The 18,664-nt window shown below is 61.4% G+C and carries 16 protein-coding genes; 7 read left to right on the top strand and 9 right to left on the bottom strand.

Going from position 1 to position 18,664, the window contains the following annotated elements:
* Window positions 1-41 precede the first annotated feature (41 nt).
* The 3 genes from dbpA to glnD form a co-directional block, all read right to left on the bottom strand.
* A complete protein-coding gene (dbpA, locus tag B6S08_RS06245; protein WP_094199869.1) occupies window positions 42-1,421 on the bottom strand; it encodes an ATP-dependent RNA helicase DbpA in 1,380 nt (459 codons plus the stop codon).
* Window positions 1,422-1,567: 146 nt separating this feature from the next.
* The gene (gene dapD / locus B6S08_RS06240) at window positions 1,568-2,599 is read right to left on the bottom strand and encodes a 2,3,4,5-tetrahydropyridine-2,6-dicarboxylate N-succinyltransferase (RefSeq protein WP_094199868.1); all 1,032 of its coding nucleotides are present in this window, start codon (window positions 2,597-2,599) and stop codon (window positions 1,568-1,570) included.
* A gap of 49 nt (window positions 2,600-2,648) precedes the next feature.
* Window positions 2,649-5,279, bottom strand: a complete 2,631-nt coding sequence (glnD, locus tag B6S08_RS06235) for a bifunctional uridylyltransferase/uridylyl-removing protein GlnD (RefSeq protein WP_094199867.1) — start codon at window positions 5,277-5,279, stop codon at window positions 2,649-2,651.
* Window positions 5,280-5,384: 105 nt separating this feature from the next.
* On the opposite strand from glnD, the gene B6S08_RS06230 reads away from it, so the two are divergent.
* Complete coding sequence (locus B6S08_RS06230; protein WP_094199866.1) at window positions 5,385-5,978, top strand: YqaA family protein; 594 nt, start codon at window positions 5,385-5,387, stop codon at window positions 5,976-5,978.
* A gap of 70 nt (window positions 5,979-6,048) precedes the next feature.
* Here B6S08_RS06230 and cspD read toward each other — a convergent pair whose 3' ends face one another.
* On the bottom strand, window positions 6,049-6,264 hold the full coding sequence (gene cspD / locus B6S08_RS06225; RefSeq protein ID WP_094199865.1) for a cold shock domain-containing protein CspD: 216 nt from the start codon (window positions 6,262-6,264) through the stop codon (window positions 6,049-6,051).
* 413 nt (window positions 6,265-6,677) lie between these two features.
* Between cspD and clpS the strand changes: the two genes are divergently transcribed.
* Both clpS and clpA read left to right on the top strand, forming a co-directional pair.
* A complete protein-coding gene (gene clpS, locus B6S08_RS06220; protein WP_094199864.1) occupies window positions 6,678-6,995 on the top strand; it encodes an ATP-dependent Clp protease adapter ClpS in 318 nt (105 codons plus the stop codon).
* A 49-nt stretch (window positions 6,996-7,044) separates the two neighbouring features.
* On the top strand, window positions 7,045-9,300 hold the full coding sequence (gene clpA, locus B6S08_RS06215) for an ATP-dependent Clp protease ATP-binding subunit ClpA (protein ID WP_094199863.1): 2,256 nt from the start codon (window positions 7,045-7,047) through the stop codon (window positions 9,298-9,300).
* A gap of 150 nt (window positions 9,301-9,450) precedes the next feature.
* Here clpA and infA read toward each other — a convergent pair whose 3' ends face one another.
* The 4 genes from infA to B6S08_RS06195 all read right to left on the bottom strand — a co-directional run bounded on the left by infA (window position 9,451) and on the right by B6S08_RS06195 (window position 11,330).
* Window positions 9,451-9,669: a translation initiation factor IF-1 gene (gene infA, locus B6S08_RS06210; protein ID WP_014291892.1), complete on the bottom strand. Its 219-nt coding sequence runs from the start codon at window positions 9,667-9,669 to the stop codon at window positions 9,451-9,453.
* A 75-nt stretch (window positions 9,670-9,744) separates the two neighbouring features.
* On the bottom strand, window positions 9,745-10,449 hold the full coding sequence (locus B6S08_RS06205) for an arginyltransferase (protein WP_094199862.1): 705 nt from the start codon (window positions 10,447-10,449) through the stop codon (window positions 9,745-9,747).
* Entirely contained in the window at window positions 10,446-11,150 is a 705-nt protein-coding gene (gene aat, locus B6S08_RS06200) for a leucyl/phenylalanyl-tRNA--protein transferase (protein ID WP_211284160.1), read from the bottom strand. The genes B6S08_RS06205 and aat overlap by 4 nt, the downstream gene beginning before the upstream one ends.
* A 9-nt stretch (window positions 11,151-11,159) precedes the next feature.
* Window positions 11,160-11,330 carry a CopG family transcriptional regulator gene (locus tag B6S08_RS06195; protein ID WP_094199860.1) on the bottom strand — a complete coding sequence of 57 codons (171 nt, stop codon included), beginning with the start codon at window positions 11,328-11,330 and terminating at the stop codon, window positions 11,160-11,162.
* 107 nt (window positions 11,331-11,437) lie between these two features.
* On the opposite strand from B6S08_RS06195, the gene dauA reads away from it, so the two are divergent.
* Window positions 11,438-13,180 (top strand): C4-dicarboxylic acid transporter DauA, encoded by a 1,743-nt coding sequence (gene dauA, locus B6S08_RS06190; protein WP_094199859.1) that lies wholly within the window; start codon window positions 11,438-11,440, stop codon window positions 13,178-13,180.
* Between the two features lie 76 nt (window positions 13,181-13,256).
* Here dauA and trxB read toward each other — a convergent pair whose 3' ends face one another.
* Window positions 13,257-14,216, bottom strand: a complete 960-nt coding sequence (trxB, locus tag B6S08_RS06185) for a thioredoxin-disulfide reductase (protein WP_094199858.1) — start codon at window positions 14,214-14,216, stop codon at window positions 13,257-13,259.
* Window positions 14,217-14,818: 602 nt separating this feature from the next.
* Here trxB and lrp point away from each other — a divergent pair.
* The 3 genes from lrp (at window position 14,819) to lolA (ending at window position 18,659) form a co-directional block, all read left to right on the top strand.
* A complete protein-coding gene (lrp, locus tag B6S08_RS06180; protein ID WP_019935522.1) occupies window positions 14,819-15,322 on the top strand; it encodes a leucine-responsive transcriptional regulator Lrp in 504 nt (167 codons plus the stop codon).
* A gap of 163 nt (window positions 15,323-15,485) precedes the next feature.
* Window positions 15,486-18,047, top strand: coding sequence for a DNA translocase FtsK 4TM domain-containing protein (locus B6S08_RS06175; protein WP_094199857.1), 2,562 nt, complete (start codon window positions 15,486-15,488; stop codon window positions 18,045-18,047).
* Window positions 18,048-18,050: 3 nt separating this feature from the next.
* Complete coding sequence (gene lolA / locus B6S08_RS06170; protein WP_094199856.1) at window positions 18,051-18,659, top strand: outer membrane lipoprotein periplasmic chaperone LolA; 609 nt, start codon at window positions 18,051-18,053, stop codon at window positions 18,657-18,659.
* The last annotated feature ends 5 nt before the right edge of the window (window positions 18,660-18,664 follow it).

Here is an 18,664-nt window from a genome sequence, read left to right as displayed (position 1 = left end):
TCCGGCAAACGCCGCCCTGGACCCAGGGCGGCGTTTGGCCATCAGCCCAGCCGGCTGACCCGCACGCTGCGTCCCTTGATCTTGCCCTGTTGCAGGTGCCTGAGCGCCTGCCGGGCCACGTCCTTGTGTACCGCCACATAGGACTGCATTTCGGCGATGTCGATCTTGCCCACCAGGTTGCCGGCAAGGCCGGCGTCCCTGGTGAGGGCGCCGAGAATGTCGCCGGCGCGAATCTTGCTCTTGCGGCCGCCGGCGATATTGAGAGTGACCATCTCCGGCTGGCGCGGAGCGGCCTGGCCGTTCAGTGCCGCCAGTGAACCCTGTGCCATGGGTGCCTGCTGGTATTCCTCAATCATGTTGACCCGAAAGGCTTCCTGCGGACTGTACAGGCTCAACGCCAGGCCTTGCTGACCGGCGCGACCGGTGCGGCCGATGCGGTGCACATGCACTTCGGGATCCTGGGTGATGTCGTAGTTGATCACCGCCGCCAGCTCCTTGATGTCGAGGCCGCGGGCGGCCACGTCGGTGGCCACCAGAATATTGGCGCTGCCGTTGGCGAAGCGGATCAGCACCTGATCCCGTTCCCGCTGCTCCAGGTCACCGTTCAGCGCCAGGGCGGCAAAACCCAGGGTGCCGAGGTGGTCGGCCACTTCCTGGCAGGCCCGTTTGGTATTGCAGAACACCACCGCCGAGGCGGGGGCGTAGTGTGCCAGCAGGGTGGCCAGGGCAGTCTTGCGCTGATCGGGGCGGGTTTCAAACAGCAGCTCGACGATGTTGTCGCTGCTCGGCTCCTCGGCCACCGAGATGGTGTGGGGCTGGCGCTGCAGGCCTTGGCTGAGCTCGGCAATGCCGTCGGGATAGGTGGCGGAAAACAGCAGGGTTTGGCGTGCGGCCGGGGTAAAGGCCACCGCCTTGCGTATGTCATCGGCAAAGCCCATGTCGAGCATGCGGTCCGCCTCGTCCAGCACCAGGGTGTTGAGGGCGTCCAGGTTCAGGCTGCCCTGTTGCAGGTGCTTGAGCACTCGCCCCGGGGTGCCCACCACGATATGGGCGCCAAACGCCAGGGTGGCGGTCTGGGCCGCGGTGGGTGAGCCGCCGCACAGTGACACCAGTTTGACGTTGGCCATGGCCCGGGCCAGTTTGCGCAGCTCCCGTGCCACCTGATCCGCCAGCTCCCGAGTGGGGCAGAGCACCATGGCCTGTACCCGGTTCAGGCTGACGTCGAGCCGGGACAGCAGGCCGAGGCCAAAGGTCAGGGTCTTGCCGCTGCCGGTACTGGCCTGGGCGATCACGTCTTCGCCGGCCAGCACCGCCGGCAGGCCCTGGGCCTGAATGGGGGTCATGCGGGTATATCCCAGGGTGGCGAGGTTGTCGAGCAAGGCAGAGCCCAGGGGCAGGGTGGAAAAGTCGGTGTTGGTCACGGAAGGCTTCGCTGTGTGATGAAATGAAAGGGCCGAAGCGGCCGGGCGCGCATCATAGCAGAAATGCGGGGTGAGTGGTGTTTTTCTGGTCGGTAAAACAAAAACGGCGCCGAGGCGCCGTTTGCATCATTGGGCCTTCTGGCCGCTTAGTTGTGCTTGTGCAGTTCGGCGTTCAGCTCGATGGCAGACTTGTTGGTCTTCACCTCGATGCGGCCGGTCTGGGAGTTGCGGCGGAACAGCAGATCCGTTTTGCCGGCCAGATCGGCGGCCTTCACGGTCTGTACTTCATTGTTCTGATCGTCCAGCACGGTCACCTTGGCGCCGGCGGTGATGTACAGGCCGGATTCGATGGTGCAACGATCCCCCAGGGGAATGCCGAGGCCGGAATTGGCGCCCAGCAGGCTGCCTTCACCCACGGAAATGACGATGTTGCCGCCGCCGGACAGGGTGCCCATGGTGGAGCAGCCACCGCCCAGATCGGAGCCGTTGCCCACCACCACACCGGCGGAGATGCGGCCTTCGACCATGCTCACACCCAGGGTGCCGGCGTTGAAATTGATGAAGCCTTCATGCATCACGGTGGTGCCTTCACCCACGTGGGCACCCAGGCGAATGCGGGACGCGTCGCCGATACGCACGCCGGCGGGCACGACGTAGTCGGTCATTTTCGGGAACTTGTCCACGGAGTTGACGCTGATGGTGCGACCCTGGGCGCGGGCCTGCAGTTGACGTTTGGCCAGCTCATCCACGGCAATGGCGCCTTCGCTGGTCCAGGCCACGTTGGGCAGCAGGCCGAACATGCCGGACAGATCCAGGCCGTGCGGCTTGACCAGGCGGTGTGACAGCAGGGCCAGCTTGAGGTACACCTCGGCGGTGCTGGCAGGGGCGGCGTCGGTTTCCAGAATGGTAAGCACCAGCGGCTGGGTGCTGCCTTCCAGCACTTCGGCGATCTCGGCCTGGGCGGTGGCGTCCACCGACAGCAGTGCGGCCTTCAGCTCGCTCAGCCGGGCGGCATCCAGCTCGATGGCGGCGTTGCCACCCTGATAGCCGGTCTGGTCGGCCACGGCCTTGATCAGGGCCTCATCGGCGTTCAGCAGCGGCTGGTTGTAATAAACCTCGAGCCATTCTCCTTTGGCGGATTTGGTACCCACGCCCAGACCGAAAGCAAAGTTTGCCATGGTGTTCACTCCATAAATGTGTCGGATTCCTGAATTGGTGCCCGTTTTATCATATTTTGCCGCCATGGTTGAGTTCATCTGCCAATTTTTCCCGCAGCCGAGTGCACTCCTGCTCAGTTAATGGCCGATCGTCGCTGTTGGTGAGGCTGAAAAAGTCTTCCACTCGCTCGCCGATGGTGGTGATTTTGGCGGCGTGCAGGTTCAGGCCCTGGCGGCTGAACACGGCACCGATGCGTGCCAGCAGGCCGGGCGTGTCGAGGGCGATCACCTCCATCAGGGTGCGTTTGCTGCTGCGCGCCGGGTCCAGAAAGTGCACTTGAGTGGGCACATGAAACTCCCGGTGCCGGCGCGAGGGCGGGCGCAGCCGCGCCACCGGTGGCGTGCGGCTGTTGAGCGCCAGGCTCAGGCCGGAGCAGAGCTCGTTCAGGCGGTCGCCGCTTACCGGCTGACCATCCGGCTCCAGCACGATAAAGGTGTCGAGGGCATAACCGTCCTTGGAGGTCATGATCTGGGCGTCGTGAATGTTGAGGTTTTTCTGATCCAGGGCCGCCGCCACGCGGCCGAACAGGTTGGGGGAGTCGGGGCTGTAGATAAACAGCTCGCTACCGCCCCGGCCCGGTTGCTGGCTGATCTGCACCAGGGGCCGGTGTGGATCGTCGTGAGCCAGAATATGGCTGCTGTGCCAGGCGATTTGCTCCGGGCTGTGGCGCAGAAAGTAATCCGCGGGCAGCCGTGACCACAGCGTCTTGAGGTGTTCGGTGGGGCTGTTCATGTGCTCCAGCAGGCGGCGGGCCTGCTGCTGGTTCTCGCGAATGCGCAGGCGCAGGTCCGGTGGGTTCTCCAGCCCACGGCGCAGGGCCTTTTGTGTGGCGAAATACAGCTCGCGCAACAGGCTGCCCTTCCAGTCGTTCCACAGGCCGTCGTTGGTGGCGCAGATATCGGCCACGGTCAGGCAGTAAAGAAAGTCCAGGCGCAGCTCGTCCCGCACCTGAGTGGCGAACTCGCGGATCACGTCCGGATCGTGAATATCCCGGCGCTGGGCGGTGACCGACATCAACAGGTGCCAGCGCACCAGCCAGGCCACCAGGCGGGCGTCGGAGCGGTCGAGATCATGGTCCAGGCAAAAGGCCAGGGCGTCATCGGCACCCAGGGTGGAATGATCGCCCCCCCGGCCCTTGGCAATGTCGTGGAACAGTCCCGCCAGCAGCAGCAGCTCAGGCTTGCGCAGCCGGTTGCTGATCTCATGGCACAGTGGGTGGCTGCGCCGGCGGTCGGCATCGCGAAAACGGGCGATGTTTTTCAGCACGCGGTGCGTGTGCTCATCCACCGGGTAGGCGTGAAACATGTCGAACTGCATCTGGCCGACAATCTTGTTCCACTGGGGAAAATAGGCGGCGAGAATGCCATAGCGGTGCATCAGGGTCAGTGCCAGGCGGCCGCTGCCGGGATGGCGAAGCAACATCATGAACAGGCGGCGGCAGTCGGCCCGTTCGCACAGAAATCCCGGCAGCCGGCGGCGTGCATCCCTCAGTTCGCGCAGGGTGGTGGAGTAGATGCCGGCGATTTGACCGTGCACCGCGATCTGGTAGAACAGCCGCAGCATGGCCGCCGGCTCCCGCATAAACAGCTCGGGATCCACCACGTCAATCAATCGCCCGCGCAGGCGGAATTCCGGGGTCAGGCTTTTTACGTCCATGGCGATATGGCCGAGAATGGCCTCGTCAAACAGCTGCAACAGCAACTCGTTCAGCTCGGCCACCCGGCGCACCGTCTGATAGTAGCGCTTCATCATGTGTTCGATGGACTCGTTGCCCTCGCCGGCAAAGCCCAGGGCCGCGGCCACGGCGCGCTGGCGGTCGAACAACAGACGGTTGTCGGGGCGGCGGGTGACGGTGTGCAGGGCAAAGCGCAGTTTCCACAAAAAGGTCTGGCAGTCCTGCAGCTCGGCAAACTCAGCCTCGCTGAGAAAGCCGTGGCTGACCATTTCCCCCAGGGTGGTGGCGCCGAAATGACGACGGGCAACCCAGCTGATGGTCTGAATGTCACGCAGGCCACCCGGACTGTTCTTGATGTCGGGCTCCAGCTTGTAGCTGGTATCCCGAAACTGGCGGTGACGCAGTTCCTGCTCCTGGCGTTTGGCCTCGAAAAAGGCCTGGCTGGGCCAGAATTTGTCCGGCGCCGTGGCCTGGGTAAGGGCGGCAAAGGTGTGATAGCAGCCGGTGATCAGCCTCGCCTCAATCAGGTTGGTGGCCACGGTGATGTCTTGCTCACCCTGGGCGACGCATTCGGCCACCGACCGCACGCTGTGGCCCACTTCCAGGCGCAGATCCCAGAGCTGGGTGACAAAATCGGAAACGCGCTCGATCAGGGCCTCGTCCAAGGCATGACGGCTCAGTATCAGCAGATCGATGTCGGAGCAGGGGTGCAGCTCGCCGCGACCATATCCCCCCACCGCCACCAGCGCCAGATCCGGTTGCTGATGCAGACCGTGCCGGGCCCAGAGTCCGGTCAGCAGTTGATCCATGTGCTGGGAACGGGTGCATACCAGTTCGGTGACATCGTCACCGGACTGAAAGCGTTGCTCCAGCCAGTCCTGTAACTGGCCCAGCATGTCGCGGCAGCGGACCAGGGTCAGTTCATCGGGAGACAACAGGGCGGGGGCAAGCGGGCTGGCTTCCATGGGGGCGATTTCCTTTTTGGGCTGGTGTTGTTTAAGTTAACAGAGCCCGTGAGCCGGGAAAAGCACGCCGGCCCGAAGCTTGTGTCAACCGTTTGCGGAGCCATCATGACTCAACCCGACAATGCGCTGCCGGCCTGGATTCGGCGTTTCACCGGTTCATTCTGGCTGTTGCCACTGTTGTTTGTGCTGTCGTTGCTGGAGGCGCTGATGCTGCCGGTGCCCCTGGAGCTGGTGCTGATCCCGTTGTTGCTGATTGAACGACAGCGGTTGTGGCTGCTGGCCGGGGTGACCCTGGCCGGTTGCCTGTGCGGCGCGTTGCTGGGGTACGGTGCCGGTGCCTGGTTGTTTGACAGCCTGGATCATTCTCTGCTGACCCCTCTGGGCAGTGCCGAACAGTTTGATGACTTCTCCCGGCAGCTCGCCGAGCGGGGGTTTATGGCCATTCTGACGGTGGCGGTTACGCCGGTGCCCTTTCAGGTGGCCATGCTGGCCGCCGGCGCCGGCGATTATCCGCTGGGCCTGTTTATGCTGGCATCGGCCATAGGCCGGGGCATTCGCTATTACGGCCTGGCCTTGCTGGTGCGGCTGACCGGCAAACAGGCGCTGCGGTTGTGGCGCCATCATGCCCGCCCGCTGGGGCTGGCACTGCTGGGGCTGGCCTTGCTGGGATTTGGGCTGAGCTTCTGGTTGAACGACTGAGCCACAAAACGAAAAAGAGGCGCCTGTTGGCGCCTCTTTTCAGAAGGATGGGGTACCATCCCGTGCTTTATTATGCCGGCTCTCCTGCAGGCTCAATGCTTACCGCATGGTTGCCTTTGGGGCCTTTTTCTGTTTCGTATCGAACGACCTGGCCTGCTTTCAGGGTACGATAGCCCTCCATCTTGATGGTGGAAAAGTGCGCGAAGACATCTTCGCCCCCTTCCGTCGGACAGATAAAACCAAACCCTTTGGCGTTGTTAAACCATTTAACCGTTCCGGTTGTCATACTCGTGCGTCCTTTTACTCAAACATCCTAAACAACATTGAGAAACTGGCTGCGGCCCATTATAACTGGCGTTGATTTATCGCCGAATGAAACCGCTCGCAGTAAGCTTCGAACGAAACTACCACCGATTGCCACTACTCACTCTAGTGCAACCGGTGGGGGAGTCAAGGGGGGAGCGAGAGGCTTTTTGCGAAAGTGTCCCGTTTTGCCAGTCTTTCCGCATGACCCCGAGGATGTGTTGACAGCCCCGGTCCAGGCGGTAGGGTGAAAGACGGGAGTGGTTGCCGTGGTGGTCGACATGATGGCTTCGGGCGACACCAAAACATTCGGCGCAGATCACAGCCACAGTCTGAAACAAGGCCAAATGCCGTTCCGCTGTAGCAGGATCCAACACCGTGATTTAGAGTAATTATATGGGCAGAAGAACACAGCAGACCGTCGAGGAGCAGGTAAGGGAGGCGGAAGAAACTGCGTTGCAGCCCCCTCCTATGTACAAGGTTATCTTGAATAATGACGATTACACCCCCATGGATTTTGTAGTGGAAGTACTGCAGCGATTTTTCGCCATGGACGTCGACAAGGCCACCGAGGTCATGCTGGCGGTACATTACCAGGGGAAGGGGGTTTGCGGACTGTTTACCGCAGAGATTGCGGAAACCAAGGTTGCGCAAGTAAACAAGTTTGCCCGTACGCACGAACACCCGTTGTTGTGCACCATGGAGCAGGCGTAAGACATGACCCGAGCAAAAGGGTGACCGGAGTTTCTTAGGGGAGGTGCCTATGTTGAACAAAGATCTTGAGAGCACGTTGAATGATGCCTTCAACGATGCCCGTCGATCCCGCCATGAGTTCATGACGGTGGAGCACCTGTTGCTGGCGTTGCTGGAAAACCCCGCGGCGAAGGAAGCGTTGCAGGCCTGTGGCGCCGATCTGGAGCTGTTGCAGCGGGAAACCCGCAGCTTTATTGAACAGACCACGCCGCTGATTCCGGTGGGCGATGATGATCTCGAAACCCAGCCTACCCTGGGCTTTCAGCGGGTGCTGCAGCGAGCCGTGTTTCATGTGCAGTCCTCGGGCAACGCCGAGGTTACCGGCGCCAACGTGCTGGTGGCCATCTTCAGCGAGCAGGAGTCCCAGGCCGCCTATCTGCTGAAAAAGGTCGGCGTGGGCCGGCTCGACGTGGTCAATTTTCTTTCCCATGGCGTCCGCAAGGACGGCGAACAGGAAGACGCCTCGTCATCCCGTCAGGAAGAGCACAACGATGAGGCGGCCAGCAACCAGACCGAAGGCTTTGTCATCAACCTTAACCAATGGGTCAAGGACGGACGTATCGATCCGCTGATCGGTCGGGATCAGGAACTGAACCGCACCATTCAGGTGTTGTGCCGCCGGCGCAAGAACAACCCGCTGCTGGTGGGTGAAGCCGGAGTGGGCAAGACCGCCATCGCCGAGGGGCTGGCCTACCGCATTGTACACAACGACGTGCCGGAAATTATTGCCGACAGCACCATTTACTCCCTCGACATGGGCTCCCTGCTGGCGGGTACCAAGTACAGGGGCGACTTTGAAAAACGCTTCAAGGCGGTGCTCAAGCAGTTTGAGAAACAGAAAGGTGCCATTCTGTTTATCGATGAAATTCACACCATCATCGGTGCCGGCGCCGCTTCCGGCGGCCAGCTGGATGCCGCCAATCTGCTGAAACCGCTGCTGTCCAGTGGCCAGATCCGTTGTGTAGGCTCCACCACCTATCAGGAATACAGCCAGATCTTTGAAAAGGACAGGGCCCTGGCCCGGCGTTTTCAGAAGATTGATATTCTCGAGCCGTCGGTGGACGACACCGCCCGCATTCTGCAGGGGCTGAAAAGCCGCTACGAGTCGCATCATGATGTGCGTTATACCACCAAGGCATTGCGGGCCGCGGCCGAGCTGTCGGCCAAGTACATCAATGACCGGCACCTGCCGGACAAGGCCATCGATGTCATCGACGAGGCCGGCGCCCAGATCCGCATGATGCCGCCGTCCAAGCGCAAGAAGACCATAGGGGTGGGTGACATTGAAGCCATTGTTGCCAAGATCGCCCGCATTCCGGAGAAGTCCGTATCCAGCTCCGACAAGGAGGCGCTGAAGAACCTGGAGCCCAACCTGAAAATGGTGGTGTTTGGTCAGGACAAGGCCATCTCAGTGCTGACCGACTCCATTCGCCTCAGCCGTGCCGGCCTGGGCAACGAGAAGCGCCCCATCGGCTCCTTCCTGTTTGCCGGCCCCACCGGGGTGGGCAAGACCGAGGTGACCCAGCAGCTGGCGCGCATTCTCGGCATTGAGCTGATTCGTTTTGACATGTCCGAGTACATGGAAGCCCACACGGTGTCCCGACTGATTGGGGCGCCTCCGGGTTACGTGGGGTTTGACCAGGGCGGCCTGCTGACCGATGCGGTGATCAAGCATCCTCATGCGGTACTGCTGCTGGACGAGATCGAAAAGGCGCACCCGGATGTGTTCAACATTCTGCTGCAGGTGATGGACAACGGCACCCTGACCGACAACAACGGCCGCAAGGCGGACTTCCGCAATGTGATCCTGGTGATGACTACCAACGCCGGGGTGCAGGAAACCGTGCGCAAGTCCATCGGTTTCCAGCAACAGGATCACAGCCATGATGCCATGACCGAAATCAACCGCACCTTTGCCCCTGAGTTCCGTAACCGGCTGGACCATATCATCTGGTTCAACCACCTCAATATGGACATTATTCACCGAGTGGTGGACAAGTTCATTGTGGAGTTGCAGGCCCAGCTGGATGCCAAGGGGGTGTCACTGGAGGTCAGCGAGCAGGCTCGCCACTGGCTGGCGGAAAAGGGCTATGACAAGTCAATGGGTGCCCGCCCCATGGGCCGGGTCATTCAGGAACAGCTGAAAAAGCCCCTGGCCAACGAGCTGCTATTTGGCGAGCTGGTCGGCGGCGGTGTGGTTCGGGTGACGTTGCGCAACGAGCAGTTGCACTTCGAGTTTCAGTCGGAGGCGTCCCTGGCGCACTGAGCCGGTAATGAAAGGCAACATGCCCGGCGCCGTTTACGGCGCCGGGCATTTTTTCTTCCAACGAAAACGGAGCAGTGCCTGGCGATGAAGGGCGAAGCTTCGCCCCTGGCTGTTAAGCCTGTTGCCTCAACCGAAACGGGGAGTGACGACTTAGCGAGAGCGGAAGACGATGCGACCCTTGGACAGGTCGTAGGGAGTCAGCTGGACAGTGACCTTGTCACCGGTGAGAATGCGAATGTAGTTCTTGCGCATCTTGCCGGAGATGTGAGCGGTGACCACATGGCCGTTTTCCAGCTCAACGCGAAACATGGTGTTGGGCAGGGTTTCCAGAATGGTCCCCTGCATTTCAATACTGTCTTCTTTAGCCATTGAGTCCTCTTGTTAACGCAGGCAATAAAACGGCAGGGATCATGCCGGATTTCGCATTCAGTGTAAAGTTTATGCTCAGTCTTTCATCGCCCGCCAATGGCCGCCAACCAGCCGTTCGTGGGGGCGAAAACGTTGCTTATAGTTCATCTTGCGGCAGCCGTCGACCTGGTAGCCCAGATACAGCCATTGCTTGTTCAGCTTTTGAGCCAGCTGAATCTGACAGAGAATGGCAAAGCTGCCCAAAGAGCGCCGCTCTTCCTTCGGGTCGTAGAAGGTATACATGGCACTGAGGGAGTGGCTCAGTATGTCGATGACCGCCACTGCGATCAGCCGCTCACCGGCGTGGATTTCCAGAAAGGCCGGCGGTAGCCACTGACACAGCAAAAAGCCGTCGTACTGCTGGTGGCTGGCCGGATACATGCTGCCGTCCTGGTGCCGGCAACTGATATAGCGCTGGTATAGTTCGAAGTATTCCGGTTTGTCCTGCTGGCTGAGGCGTATGTCGAGATCCCGGTTTTTGCGCAAAATGCGTTTCTGGCTGCGACCCGGCATAAAGTCGGATACCGGAATTCGCAACGACTCGCAGGCCTGGCAGGCCTGACAGCGGGGCCGGTAGATATCGGAGCCGCTGCGGCGAAAGCCCGCCGACAGCAGTTGTTCATAGCCTTCCGGGCAGAGCAGCTCGCGGTCGAGCAGCACCAGCAACTGCTCCAGTCGGCCCGGCAGGTAACTGCAGGGGTGTTTGGGGGTCAGCCCCACCTTCAGATTGACTTCCCTCATAGGCTCAGCTCGGTTGGTTGCCAGCAGGTGGCGGACATGGACGGATGTTGCAGCCCTTTGAGTTTATGCAGAAAGCGGGATCTGGGCCAGCTCACCACGCCCAGGCTTTGCAGGTGCGGATTGGGCAGCTGGCAGTCGATCAGCTCACCGCCGTGAGCGGCAAAATGGCGGCACAGGGCCAGCATGGCCAGCTTGGAGCCGTTGCTGACCAGGTGAAACATGGACTCACCGCAAAACAGCCGGCCCAGACCAATGCCGTAGAGCCCGGCCACCAGCCGGTGCTGGTCCCATACTTCCAGCGAATGGGCATGGCCCAGGTGGTGCAGCTGGCAGTAGTTGCGCTCGATATCCGGCGTGATCCAGGTGCCGGGGCCGCTTTCACGCAGCTCGCGGCAGTGGCGAATGACCGCCTCAAAGGCGTGGTTCACCGTCAGCCGGTAGCGTTGCTGGCGTGCCAGTTTGGCCAGGCTGCGGCTGACATGCAGCTCGGCGGGCACCAATACGGCACGAGGGTTGGGCGACCACCACAGCGGCGGCTGAGACTCGTCAAACCAGGGAAAAATGCCCATGCGGTAGGCCAGCAGCAGCCGCTCGGGACTCAGATCGCCGCCCACCGCCAGCAGGCCCTCGGGATCGGCCAGGGCCAGGTCCGGCTCGGGAAACCACAGCCGGTGATCCAGTTGCGTCAGATACATGGTCATGGCTCCGGTTCAGGATGAAGACGCGTGCCAGTCTTCACCGGCCTTCTGCTCGATATACTCACGAATGAACTGCCGCACCTTCTGGGACGGGGTGACGTCTTCTTCGGCGCAAAGTTGTTCAAACAGCGCCTTTTTGCGCGGGTCGATAAGCAGGGTCAGTCGGGCGGTACGGTGTTCCATATAACCTCCAGCGTACATCACATGTTAATCATATTAACATTGAATGTGTTGCAGACGCGCCTACACTGAATATCCGCTCATGTTTCAACCTGTTACCGGAGCCCGCCATGCCCCACCGTGCCCACCTGTTTTCCCTTCGTCCCGGCCATGCGCTGAGAGAGAGTTGCCGGGGATATGGCCGGACGCATTTGTTCAGGGATGTGCTGGCCGGGATCAGCGTCGGCATTATCGCCATTCCCCTGGCCATGGCGCTGGCCATTGCCAGTGGTGTGGCGCCCCAGTATGGGCTTTATACCGCCATTGTTGGCGGTTTTGTTATCGCCCTTGCCGGCGGCTCCCGGCTGAGCATTTCCGGCCCGACCGCCGCCTTTGTGGTGATCCTCTATCCCATTGCGCAACAGCATGGCCTGGGCGGACTGCTGCTGGCCACCCTGATGGCCGGTGTTCTGCTGGTCGTGATGGCGTTGTTACGCGTGGGGCGTCTGGTGGAATACATGCCCGAGCCGGTGATTCTGGGCTTTACCGCCGGCATTGCCGTGGTGATTGCCGGCTTGCAGCTGAAGGACTTCTTCGGGCTGACCGTGGACGGCCTGCCCGAGGCATTTCTGCCCCGGCTGGGAGCGCTGGCCTTGCATCTGCCGGAGCTGCACTGGCCCAGCCTGCTGGTGGCCGGGGTTACCCTGGCCATCATGCTGCTCTGGCCTCGCCTGAACACCGGTGTACCCCCGCATCTGCCGGCAGTGTTGCTGGCCGGACTGGCGGCGGCGTGGCTGAATCAACAGGGGCTGGCCATAGACACCATCAGCAGCCGGTTCAGCTATTTGCTGCCCGATGGCACTCAGGGGGCGGGCATTCCGCCGGTACTGCCCGCCCTGGTTTGGCCCTGGCAACAGCCGGGTCCCCATGGTGACGCCATCGGGGTGAGCTGGGCATTGATGCAGGAACTGTTGCCGGGAGCCTTTGCCATTGCCATGTTGGGGGCAATCGAATCCTTGCTGTGTGCCGTGGTGCTGGACGGCATGACCGGTCAGCGCCACAGTGCCAACAGTGAGCTGTTGGGGCAGGGCATTGGCAACCTGATGGTGCCCTTCTTTGGTGGCATCCCCGCCACCGCTGCCATTGCCCGTTCGGCCGCTAATGTCAGGGCCGGCGCAGTGTCACCGGTGGCGGCCATGGTGCATGCCCTGGTGGTACTGGCGGGGTTGGTGTTGCTGGCCCGTTGGTTGGCCTATCTGCCCATGCCGGCCATGGCAGCCTTGTTGCTGGTGGTGGCCTGGAACATGAGCGAAGCGCACAAGGCGGTGCATTTGTTTAAAACCGCTCCCAGGGGCGATGTGTTGGTATTTTTGACCTGCTTTTCCCTGACCATTGCCCTGGACATGGTGATCGCCATTACCGCCGGCATGCTGATGGCCATGGTACTGTTTGTGAAAAACATCGCCGAAATGACTCGAGTGAGCGACATTTCCCACCATACGGGACTGGTGCCCGAGGCCTTGCCGGTGGGCTGGGCGGTATACCGCATCAATGGGCCGCTGTTTTTTGCCGCCGCCGACAGGGTGTTTGGTGAGCTGGCGTTGTTGACCCGTGATCATCATGGCGTGGTGCTGAGCATGGATGCGGTGCCGGTACTGGACGCCGGTGGCCTGTCGGCGTTGAGCCGTTTTGTGAGCGAGTGTGGCCGCAGAGGCATGAAGGTGGTAGTGGCGGATCTGCCGTTTCAGCCGTGGCAAGTCCTGGTCCGCGCCGGCCTGGCTTCGGCGAATGGCGAGCTGTCCTTTTATCCTACCCTGCCGCAGGCGCTGGACCATGTGCGGCAACACCGCCCGGCACCGGCTCGCACCGCCTGAGCAAAAAAACGGCGCTGTGCAGACAGCGCCGTTTTTATCTTTCAGCCAAAGGCAGCCGCGATGACCGCGTTCGGTGTTACAGCTGGGCCTGGGCGTCCAGGTAGCGCTCGGCGTCGAGGGCGGCCATGCAGCCGGTGCCGGCGGAAGTAATGGCCTGACGGTACACATGATCCATGACGTCGCCGGCGGCGAACACGCCTTCGATGCTGGTCTGGGTGGCATTGCCGTGCAGGCCGGACTGCACCTTGAGGTAGCCGTTCTCCATTTCCAGCTGCTCGGCAAAAATGCCGGTGTTGGGCTGGTGGCCGATGGCGATAAAGACCCCGGCCACGTCCAGCTGCTCGATGGCGTCGGATCTGGTGTCCTTCAGCCGTACGCCGGTTACGCCCATGTCGTCACCCAGCACTTCGTCCAGGGTACGGTCGGTGTGCAGCACGATATTGCCGTTGTTGACCTTGTCCATCAGCCGGTCGATCAGGATCTTCTCGGAGCGGAACTGGTCGCGACGGTGAATCAGGTGCACTTCGGAAGCGATGTTGGACAGGTACAGGGCCTCTTCCACGGCGGTGTTGCCGCCGCCTACCACGGCGACCTTCTGGTTACGGTAGAAAAAGCCGTCGCAGGTGGCGCAGGCCGACACGCCGCGACCCTGAAAGGCTTCTTCCGACGGCAGCCCCAGGTACTTGGCCGAGGCTCCGGTCGCAATGATCAGGGCGTCACAGGTGTACTCGCCGCTGTCGCCCCGCAGGCGGAAGGGGCGCTGGCTCAGCTCCACACTGTTGATATGGTCGAACACAATCTCGGTTTCAAAGCGCTCGGCATGCTCCTTCATTCGCTCCATCAGCGCCGGACCGGTCAGGCCTTCTGCATCGCCGGGCCAGTTTTCCACTTCGGTGGTAGTGGTCAGCTGGCCGCCCTGCTGAATGCCGGTGACCAGCACCGGGCTGAGGTTGGCCCGGGCGGCATAAACGGCGGCGGTATAACCGGCGGGGCCTGAGCCCAGAATTAGCAGTTTGGCGTGTTTGGCTTGACTCATGTGTTTCTCCAAGCTTGGGAAAGTAGGCGACGAAAATATGGCTTTCGATTGTAGGGGATAGGCCTTGGGGAATAAAGCGTGACGGCATTGATTCTCCGTCGTGCAGGGCGATACACGGAGAAAAGTGTTATAACGAATTCTTATGCAATATAACTGCAATCAATTTAAGTGCGGCTGCCTCCGTCGTCTTGCCAGAGAAAATGCTGTCCAGGGGCGGCCATGTCCGGGGTATACACCTGGCCAAGCCGCAGGTGCACGAGTTTTTTAGAGGGATCTGTGGCGCTGCTTTAGATGAAACTAAAAATGGGTCGTTTCAGGGCAATTAGCTGACAGTATTTCTGCAAACTGGAGTTTGACGCTTTTTTTACCTTAATGACAAACATATGTGCTACCTGTTTGCGGTTTATCATGTTAAGCTTCTGTTTGCTGCTTTTTGTATATGTAATCAATAATTTCATATTTTTATTTTCCTTATCGCAGCCGTCACCGAATCGGGGTTCGTCCCGGTCAAGACAATATTGCCTGAACCACTCCCGATTCGAACAGAGGCGGGGGTGACTAGTCCGGAACCAAAAGTGGAATCTAGCGAAATGAGCCAAAGGATGGATGAAGTATTGGATGCGAACAATCGCCCCCTCAAGGAGCTTGATCGCATCGACCGCAACATACTTAACGAACTGCAACAGGATGGCCGTATCTCCAATGTGGAGTTGTCCAAGCGGGTGGGCCTGAGCCCCACACCCTGCCTGGAGCGGGTACGTCGGCTGGAGCGGCAGGGATACATCGAAGGCTATACCGCCATTCTCAACCCGCAGTTTCTTGACGCCTCACTGCTGGTGTTCGTGGAAATCACCCTGAACCGGGGCACCCCGGACGTGTTTGACGAGTTCAATGACGCGGTGCAGAAGCTGGAAGAAATCCAGGAGTGTCACCTGGTGTCGGGGGATTTTGACTACCTGCTGAAAACCCGGGTGGCTGACATGTCTGCCTACCGCAAGCTGCTGGGGGAGACCCTGCTGCGACTGCCCGGTGTGAACGACACGCGAACCTATGTGGTGATGGAAGAGGTCAAGCAGAGCAACCGACTGGTGATCAACACCCGTTAAGCTGTGCTATTGTGCCCGGCTCTGGTATTTTTATGCCGGCGGGACTCGAACACCACACCCAGCGAGCGGCCCAGGCCGCTCGTTTGTCGTTGTATGGTGGCGACTTTTTTCGTCGCCCTATCCTGATAACCTGAGCACAATCATAATAACGAGGAGCGGACGTTTGGCGGAGAAAAAGCTGTTTACTCCCATGTCTGGTTTGCAGCGTCTCTTTGAGGCCGGTCTGATAGCCATCATTGTACTGGCCGTGTTCATGATGCTGTCGCTGGTGTCTTATCACCCATCCGATCCGGGCTGGTCACAAACCGCCTGGGGCGGTGACATCCGCAATGCTGCCGGCCCGGCCGGGGCCTGGCTGGCCGACATACTGCTGTTCGCCTTTGGCTTTTCTGCCTACCTGCTGCCGCCCTTCATGGTGTTTGTGGGCTGGGTAACGCTGTGGCGGCCCAAGGGGCTGATCGATATCTGCTACCTGACCCTGAGCCTGCGCATCATCGGGTTTCTGATGGTGCTGCTGAGCCTGCTGGCGCTGGCCAGCATGAACATTGGCGACATTTACTACTTTTCTGCCGGCGGCCTGATTGGCGACATGCTGGCCGGGGCCCTGAATCCGGTGTTTGGCAGCCTGGGTACCACCCTGATGCTGCTGTGCTGTTTTTCCACCGGTGTCACCTTTTTTACCGGCTGGTCCTGGCTGCTGATCGTGGAGCGCCTCGGCGCCATGGTGCTGGAAGCGCCGAGCTGGCTGTCGAGCCTGCCGGCGCGCATTGCCGATTGGCAGAGCCGCCGTCGCGGCGGCGAGCCCGCTACGGCAGCCGTCAGCAAGCCGGCTCCGGTGGCCGAGCCGCCGGCCCGGGAAGCCGGCTTTGCCGGCTGGCGTCGTTTCCGCGATCGCCTTGGCCAGTCCGAGCAGGAAGACGACTCTGAGCCGGACGATGAGGATCCGCTGCTGGCACCGGCGTCACACCATGCGGAGCCCCGGCTGGCCCCGCAGAAAAAGCTGCCACCGCGCAGGCAGGAGCCGGTTATGAGTGCCTTGGATGACGACGATGAGCCGCCGGTGGCCACGCTGGCCGAAGCCAACGGCTGGAGCCTGGATGAGGATGATGAAGACCCGGGTGAGGCCTTGGATCTGCCCTGGCTGAACGAGGACGAAGACGACGCGCCGGCGGCGGCCGAGCCTGTGCGCCCGGCGGCGCCACCGGCCCGCAAGGCCCCCGCCAGCCAGCTCAGCCCGGTGCCGGAAGTGACCCTGCTGGACCCGCCCAAGCCACGTCAGCACGCGGTGAGTGAGGCCGAGCTGGAACGCATTGCCCGACTGGTGGAAGCCAAGCTTGCCGACTACAACGTGCAGGCCAATGTGGTGGGGGTCTATCCAGGCCCGGTGATCACCCGCTTCGAGCTGGATCTGGCGCCCGGGGTCAAGGTGAGCAAGATCACCAACCTGGCCCGGGATCTGGCCCGCTCCCTGTCCGCCATCAGCGTGCGGGTGGTGGAAGTCATTCCCGGCAAGCCCTACGTGGGGCTGGAGCTGCCCAATACCCGGCGCGAGACCGTGTACCTGCGCGAGGTGATCGACACCGAGCTGTTCCATCACAGCCAGCACCCGCTGACCATGGTGCTGGGGCAGGACATTGCCGGCGATCCGGTGGTGGTGAACCTGGCCAAGATGCCCCACGTGCTGGTGGCCGGTACCACCGGCTCGGGCAAATCGGTAGGGGTCAACGTGATGATCCTGTCGATGCTGTTCAAGGCCACCCCGGAAGAGGTGCGCTTTATCATGATCGACCCCAAAATGCTGGAGTTGTCGGTGTATGAGGGCATTCCCCACCTGCTCACCGAGGTGGTCACCGACATGAAGGAGGCGGCCAACGCCCTGCGCTGGTGCGTGGGCGAGATGGAGCGCCGTTACAAGCTGATGTCGGCCATGGGGGTGCGCAACCTCAAGGGCTTCAACGCCAAGGTGCAGGAGGCCATCGACGCCGGCGAGCCGCTGCGGGATCCGCTGTGGCAGCCCACCCAGTCGATGGACACCTGTCCGCCGGCGCTGGAAAAGCTGCCCCATATCGTGGTGGTAATCGACGAATTCGCCGACATGATGATGATCGTCGGCAAGAAGGTGGAAGAGCTGATCGCCCGTATCGCCCAGAAGGCCCGGGCCGCCGGCATTCACCTGATCCTGGCGACCCAGCGGCCGTCGGTGGACGTGATCACCGGCCTGATCAAGGCCAACATCCCCACCCGCATGTCGTTCCAGGTGTCGAGCAAAATCGACTCCCGCACCATTCTCGACCAGCAGGGCGCCGAATCGCTGCTGGGCATGGGCGACATGCTCTACCTGCCCGCCGGCGACAGCAACCCCACCCGGGTGCATGGCGCCTTTGTGGACGATCACGAGGTGCACAAGGTGGTGGCGGCCTGGAAGGAGCGGGGCGAGCCCGATTACATCGAGGACATTCTCAGCGGCGACGTCGGCACCGACGGTCTGTTGCCGGGCGAGGCGCCGGAAGGGGCCGACGGTGAGCTCGACGAGCTGTTCGACCATGCGGTGGCTTTTGTCGTAGAGTCGCGCCGTGGCTCTACCTCCAGTGTGCAGCGCAAGTTCAAGATAGGCTACAACAGGGCTGCCCGTATCATCGATCAGATGGAAGCCCAGGGCATCGTCAGCCCGGCGGGCAGCAACGGTCAACGGGAAGTGCTGGCGCCACCGCCGGCGAGAGGATAAACCATGAAAAAACTGATCACGGCAGGACTGATGTTGTGGGCCAGCAGCACCCAGGTGCTGGCCGATGCGGCGAGCGATCTGCAGCAGAGGCTGTCGGCCCTGGGGCGGTTTTCCGCCGACTTCAGCCAGCAGGTCTATGACGAAAGCGGTGCCCCCATGCAACGGGCCGAGGGCAGCATGCAGCTGGCCCGGCCCGACCGCTTTCGCTGGCACACCACCTCGCCCGACGAGAGCCTGATCGTGTCCGACGGCACCGATGTGTGGATGTACGACCCCTTTGTGGAGCAGGTGAGCATACTGCCCCTGGCTCAGGCGGTGAAGAATACGCCGTTTCTGCTGATTTCGGGGGCCGATCGCTCGCGCTGGCAGGGCTACAAGGTCAGCCAGCAGGGCAGCAGTTTTGTGGTGACCAGCAAGGATCCGGCTGAGCTGATACAGCGCTTTACCCTGCGCTTTGACAATCAGGGCCGGCTGTCGCGCTTTACCGTGGTGGAGTCGGGCGGCCAGCGCAGCGAGTTTACCCTGAGCCGGTTCAACACCAGCCCCACGCTTGCTGCCAGTGCCTTTCGCTTCACCCCGCCGCCCGGCGTGATGGTGGACGATCAGCGGTAAGGAAA

It is taken from the genome of Oceanimonas doudoroffii, assembly GCF_002242685.1.
Classification (GTDB): Bacteria; Pseudomonadota; Gammaproteobacteria; order Enterobacterales; family Aeromonadaceae; genus Oceanimonas; species Oceanimonas doudoroffii.
This window is presented reverse-complemented; position numbering and strand designations above follow the sequence as displayed.

Coding starts and splice junctions, on each gene's coding strand:
- dapD (WP_094199868.1), bottom strand. CDS start 2,599: ATGGCAAACTTTGCTTTCGGTCTGGGCGTGGGTACCAAATCCGCCAAA.
- glnD (WP_094199867.1), bottom strand. CDS start 5,279: ATGGAAGCCAGCCCGCTTGCCCCCGCCCTGTTGTCTCCCGATGAACTG.
- B6S08_RS06230 (WP_094199866.1), top strand. CDS start 5,385: ATGACTCAACCCGACAATGCGCTGCCGGCCTGGATTCGGCGTTTCACC.
- cspD (WP_094199865.1), bottom strand. CDS start 6,264: ATGACAACCGGAACGGTTAAATGGTTTAACAACGCCAAAGGGTTTGGT.
- clpS (WP_094199864.1), top strand. CDS start 6,678: ATGGGCAGAAGAACACAGCAGACCGTCGAGGAGCAGGTAAGGGAGGCG.
- clpA (WP_094199863.1), top strand. CDS start 7,045: ATGTTGAACAAAGATCTTGAGAGCACGTTGAATGATGCCTTCAACGAT.
- infA (WP_014291892.1), bottom strand. CDS start 9,669: ATGGCTAAAGAAGACAGTATTGAAATGCAGGGGACCATTCTGGAAACC.
- B6S08_RS06205 (WP_094199862.1), bottom strand. CDS start 10,449: ATGAGGGAAGTCAATCTGAAGGTGGGGCTGACCCCCAAACACCCCTGC.
- aat (WP_211284160.1), bottom strand. CDS start 11,150: ATGACCATGTATCTGACGCAACTGGATCACCGGCTGTGGTTTCCCGAG.
- B6S08_RS06195 (WP_094199860.1), bottom strand. CDS start 11,330: ATGGAACACCGTACCGCCCGACTGACCCTGCTTATCGACCCGCGCAAA.
- dauA (WP_094199859.1), top strand. CDS start 11,438: ATGCCCCACCGTGCCCACCTGTTTTCCCTTCGTCCCGGCCATGCGCTG.
- trxB (WP_094199858.1), bottom strand. CDS start 14,216: ATGAGTCAAGCCAAACACGCCAAACTGCTAATTCTGGGCTCAGGCCCC.
- lrp (WP_019935522.1), top strand. CDS start 14,819: ATGGATGAAGTATTGGATGCGAACAATCGCCCCCTCAAGGAGCTTGAT.
- lolA (WP_094199856.1), top strand. CDS start 18,051: ATGAAAAAACTGATCACGGCAGGACTGATGTTGTGGGCCAGCAGCACC.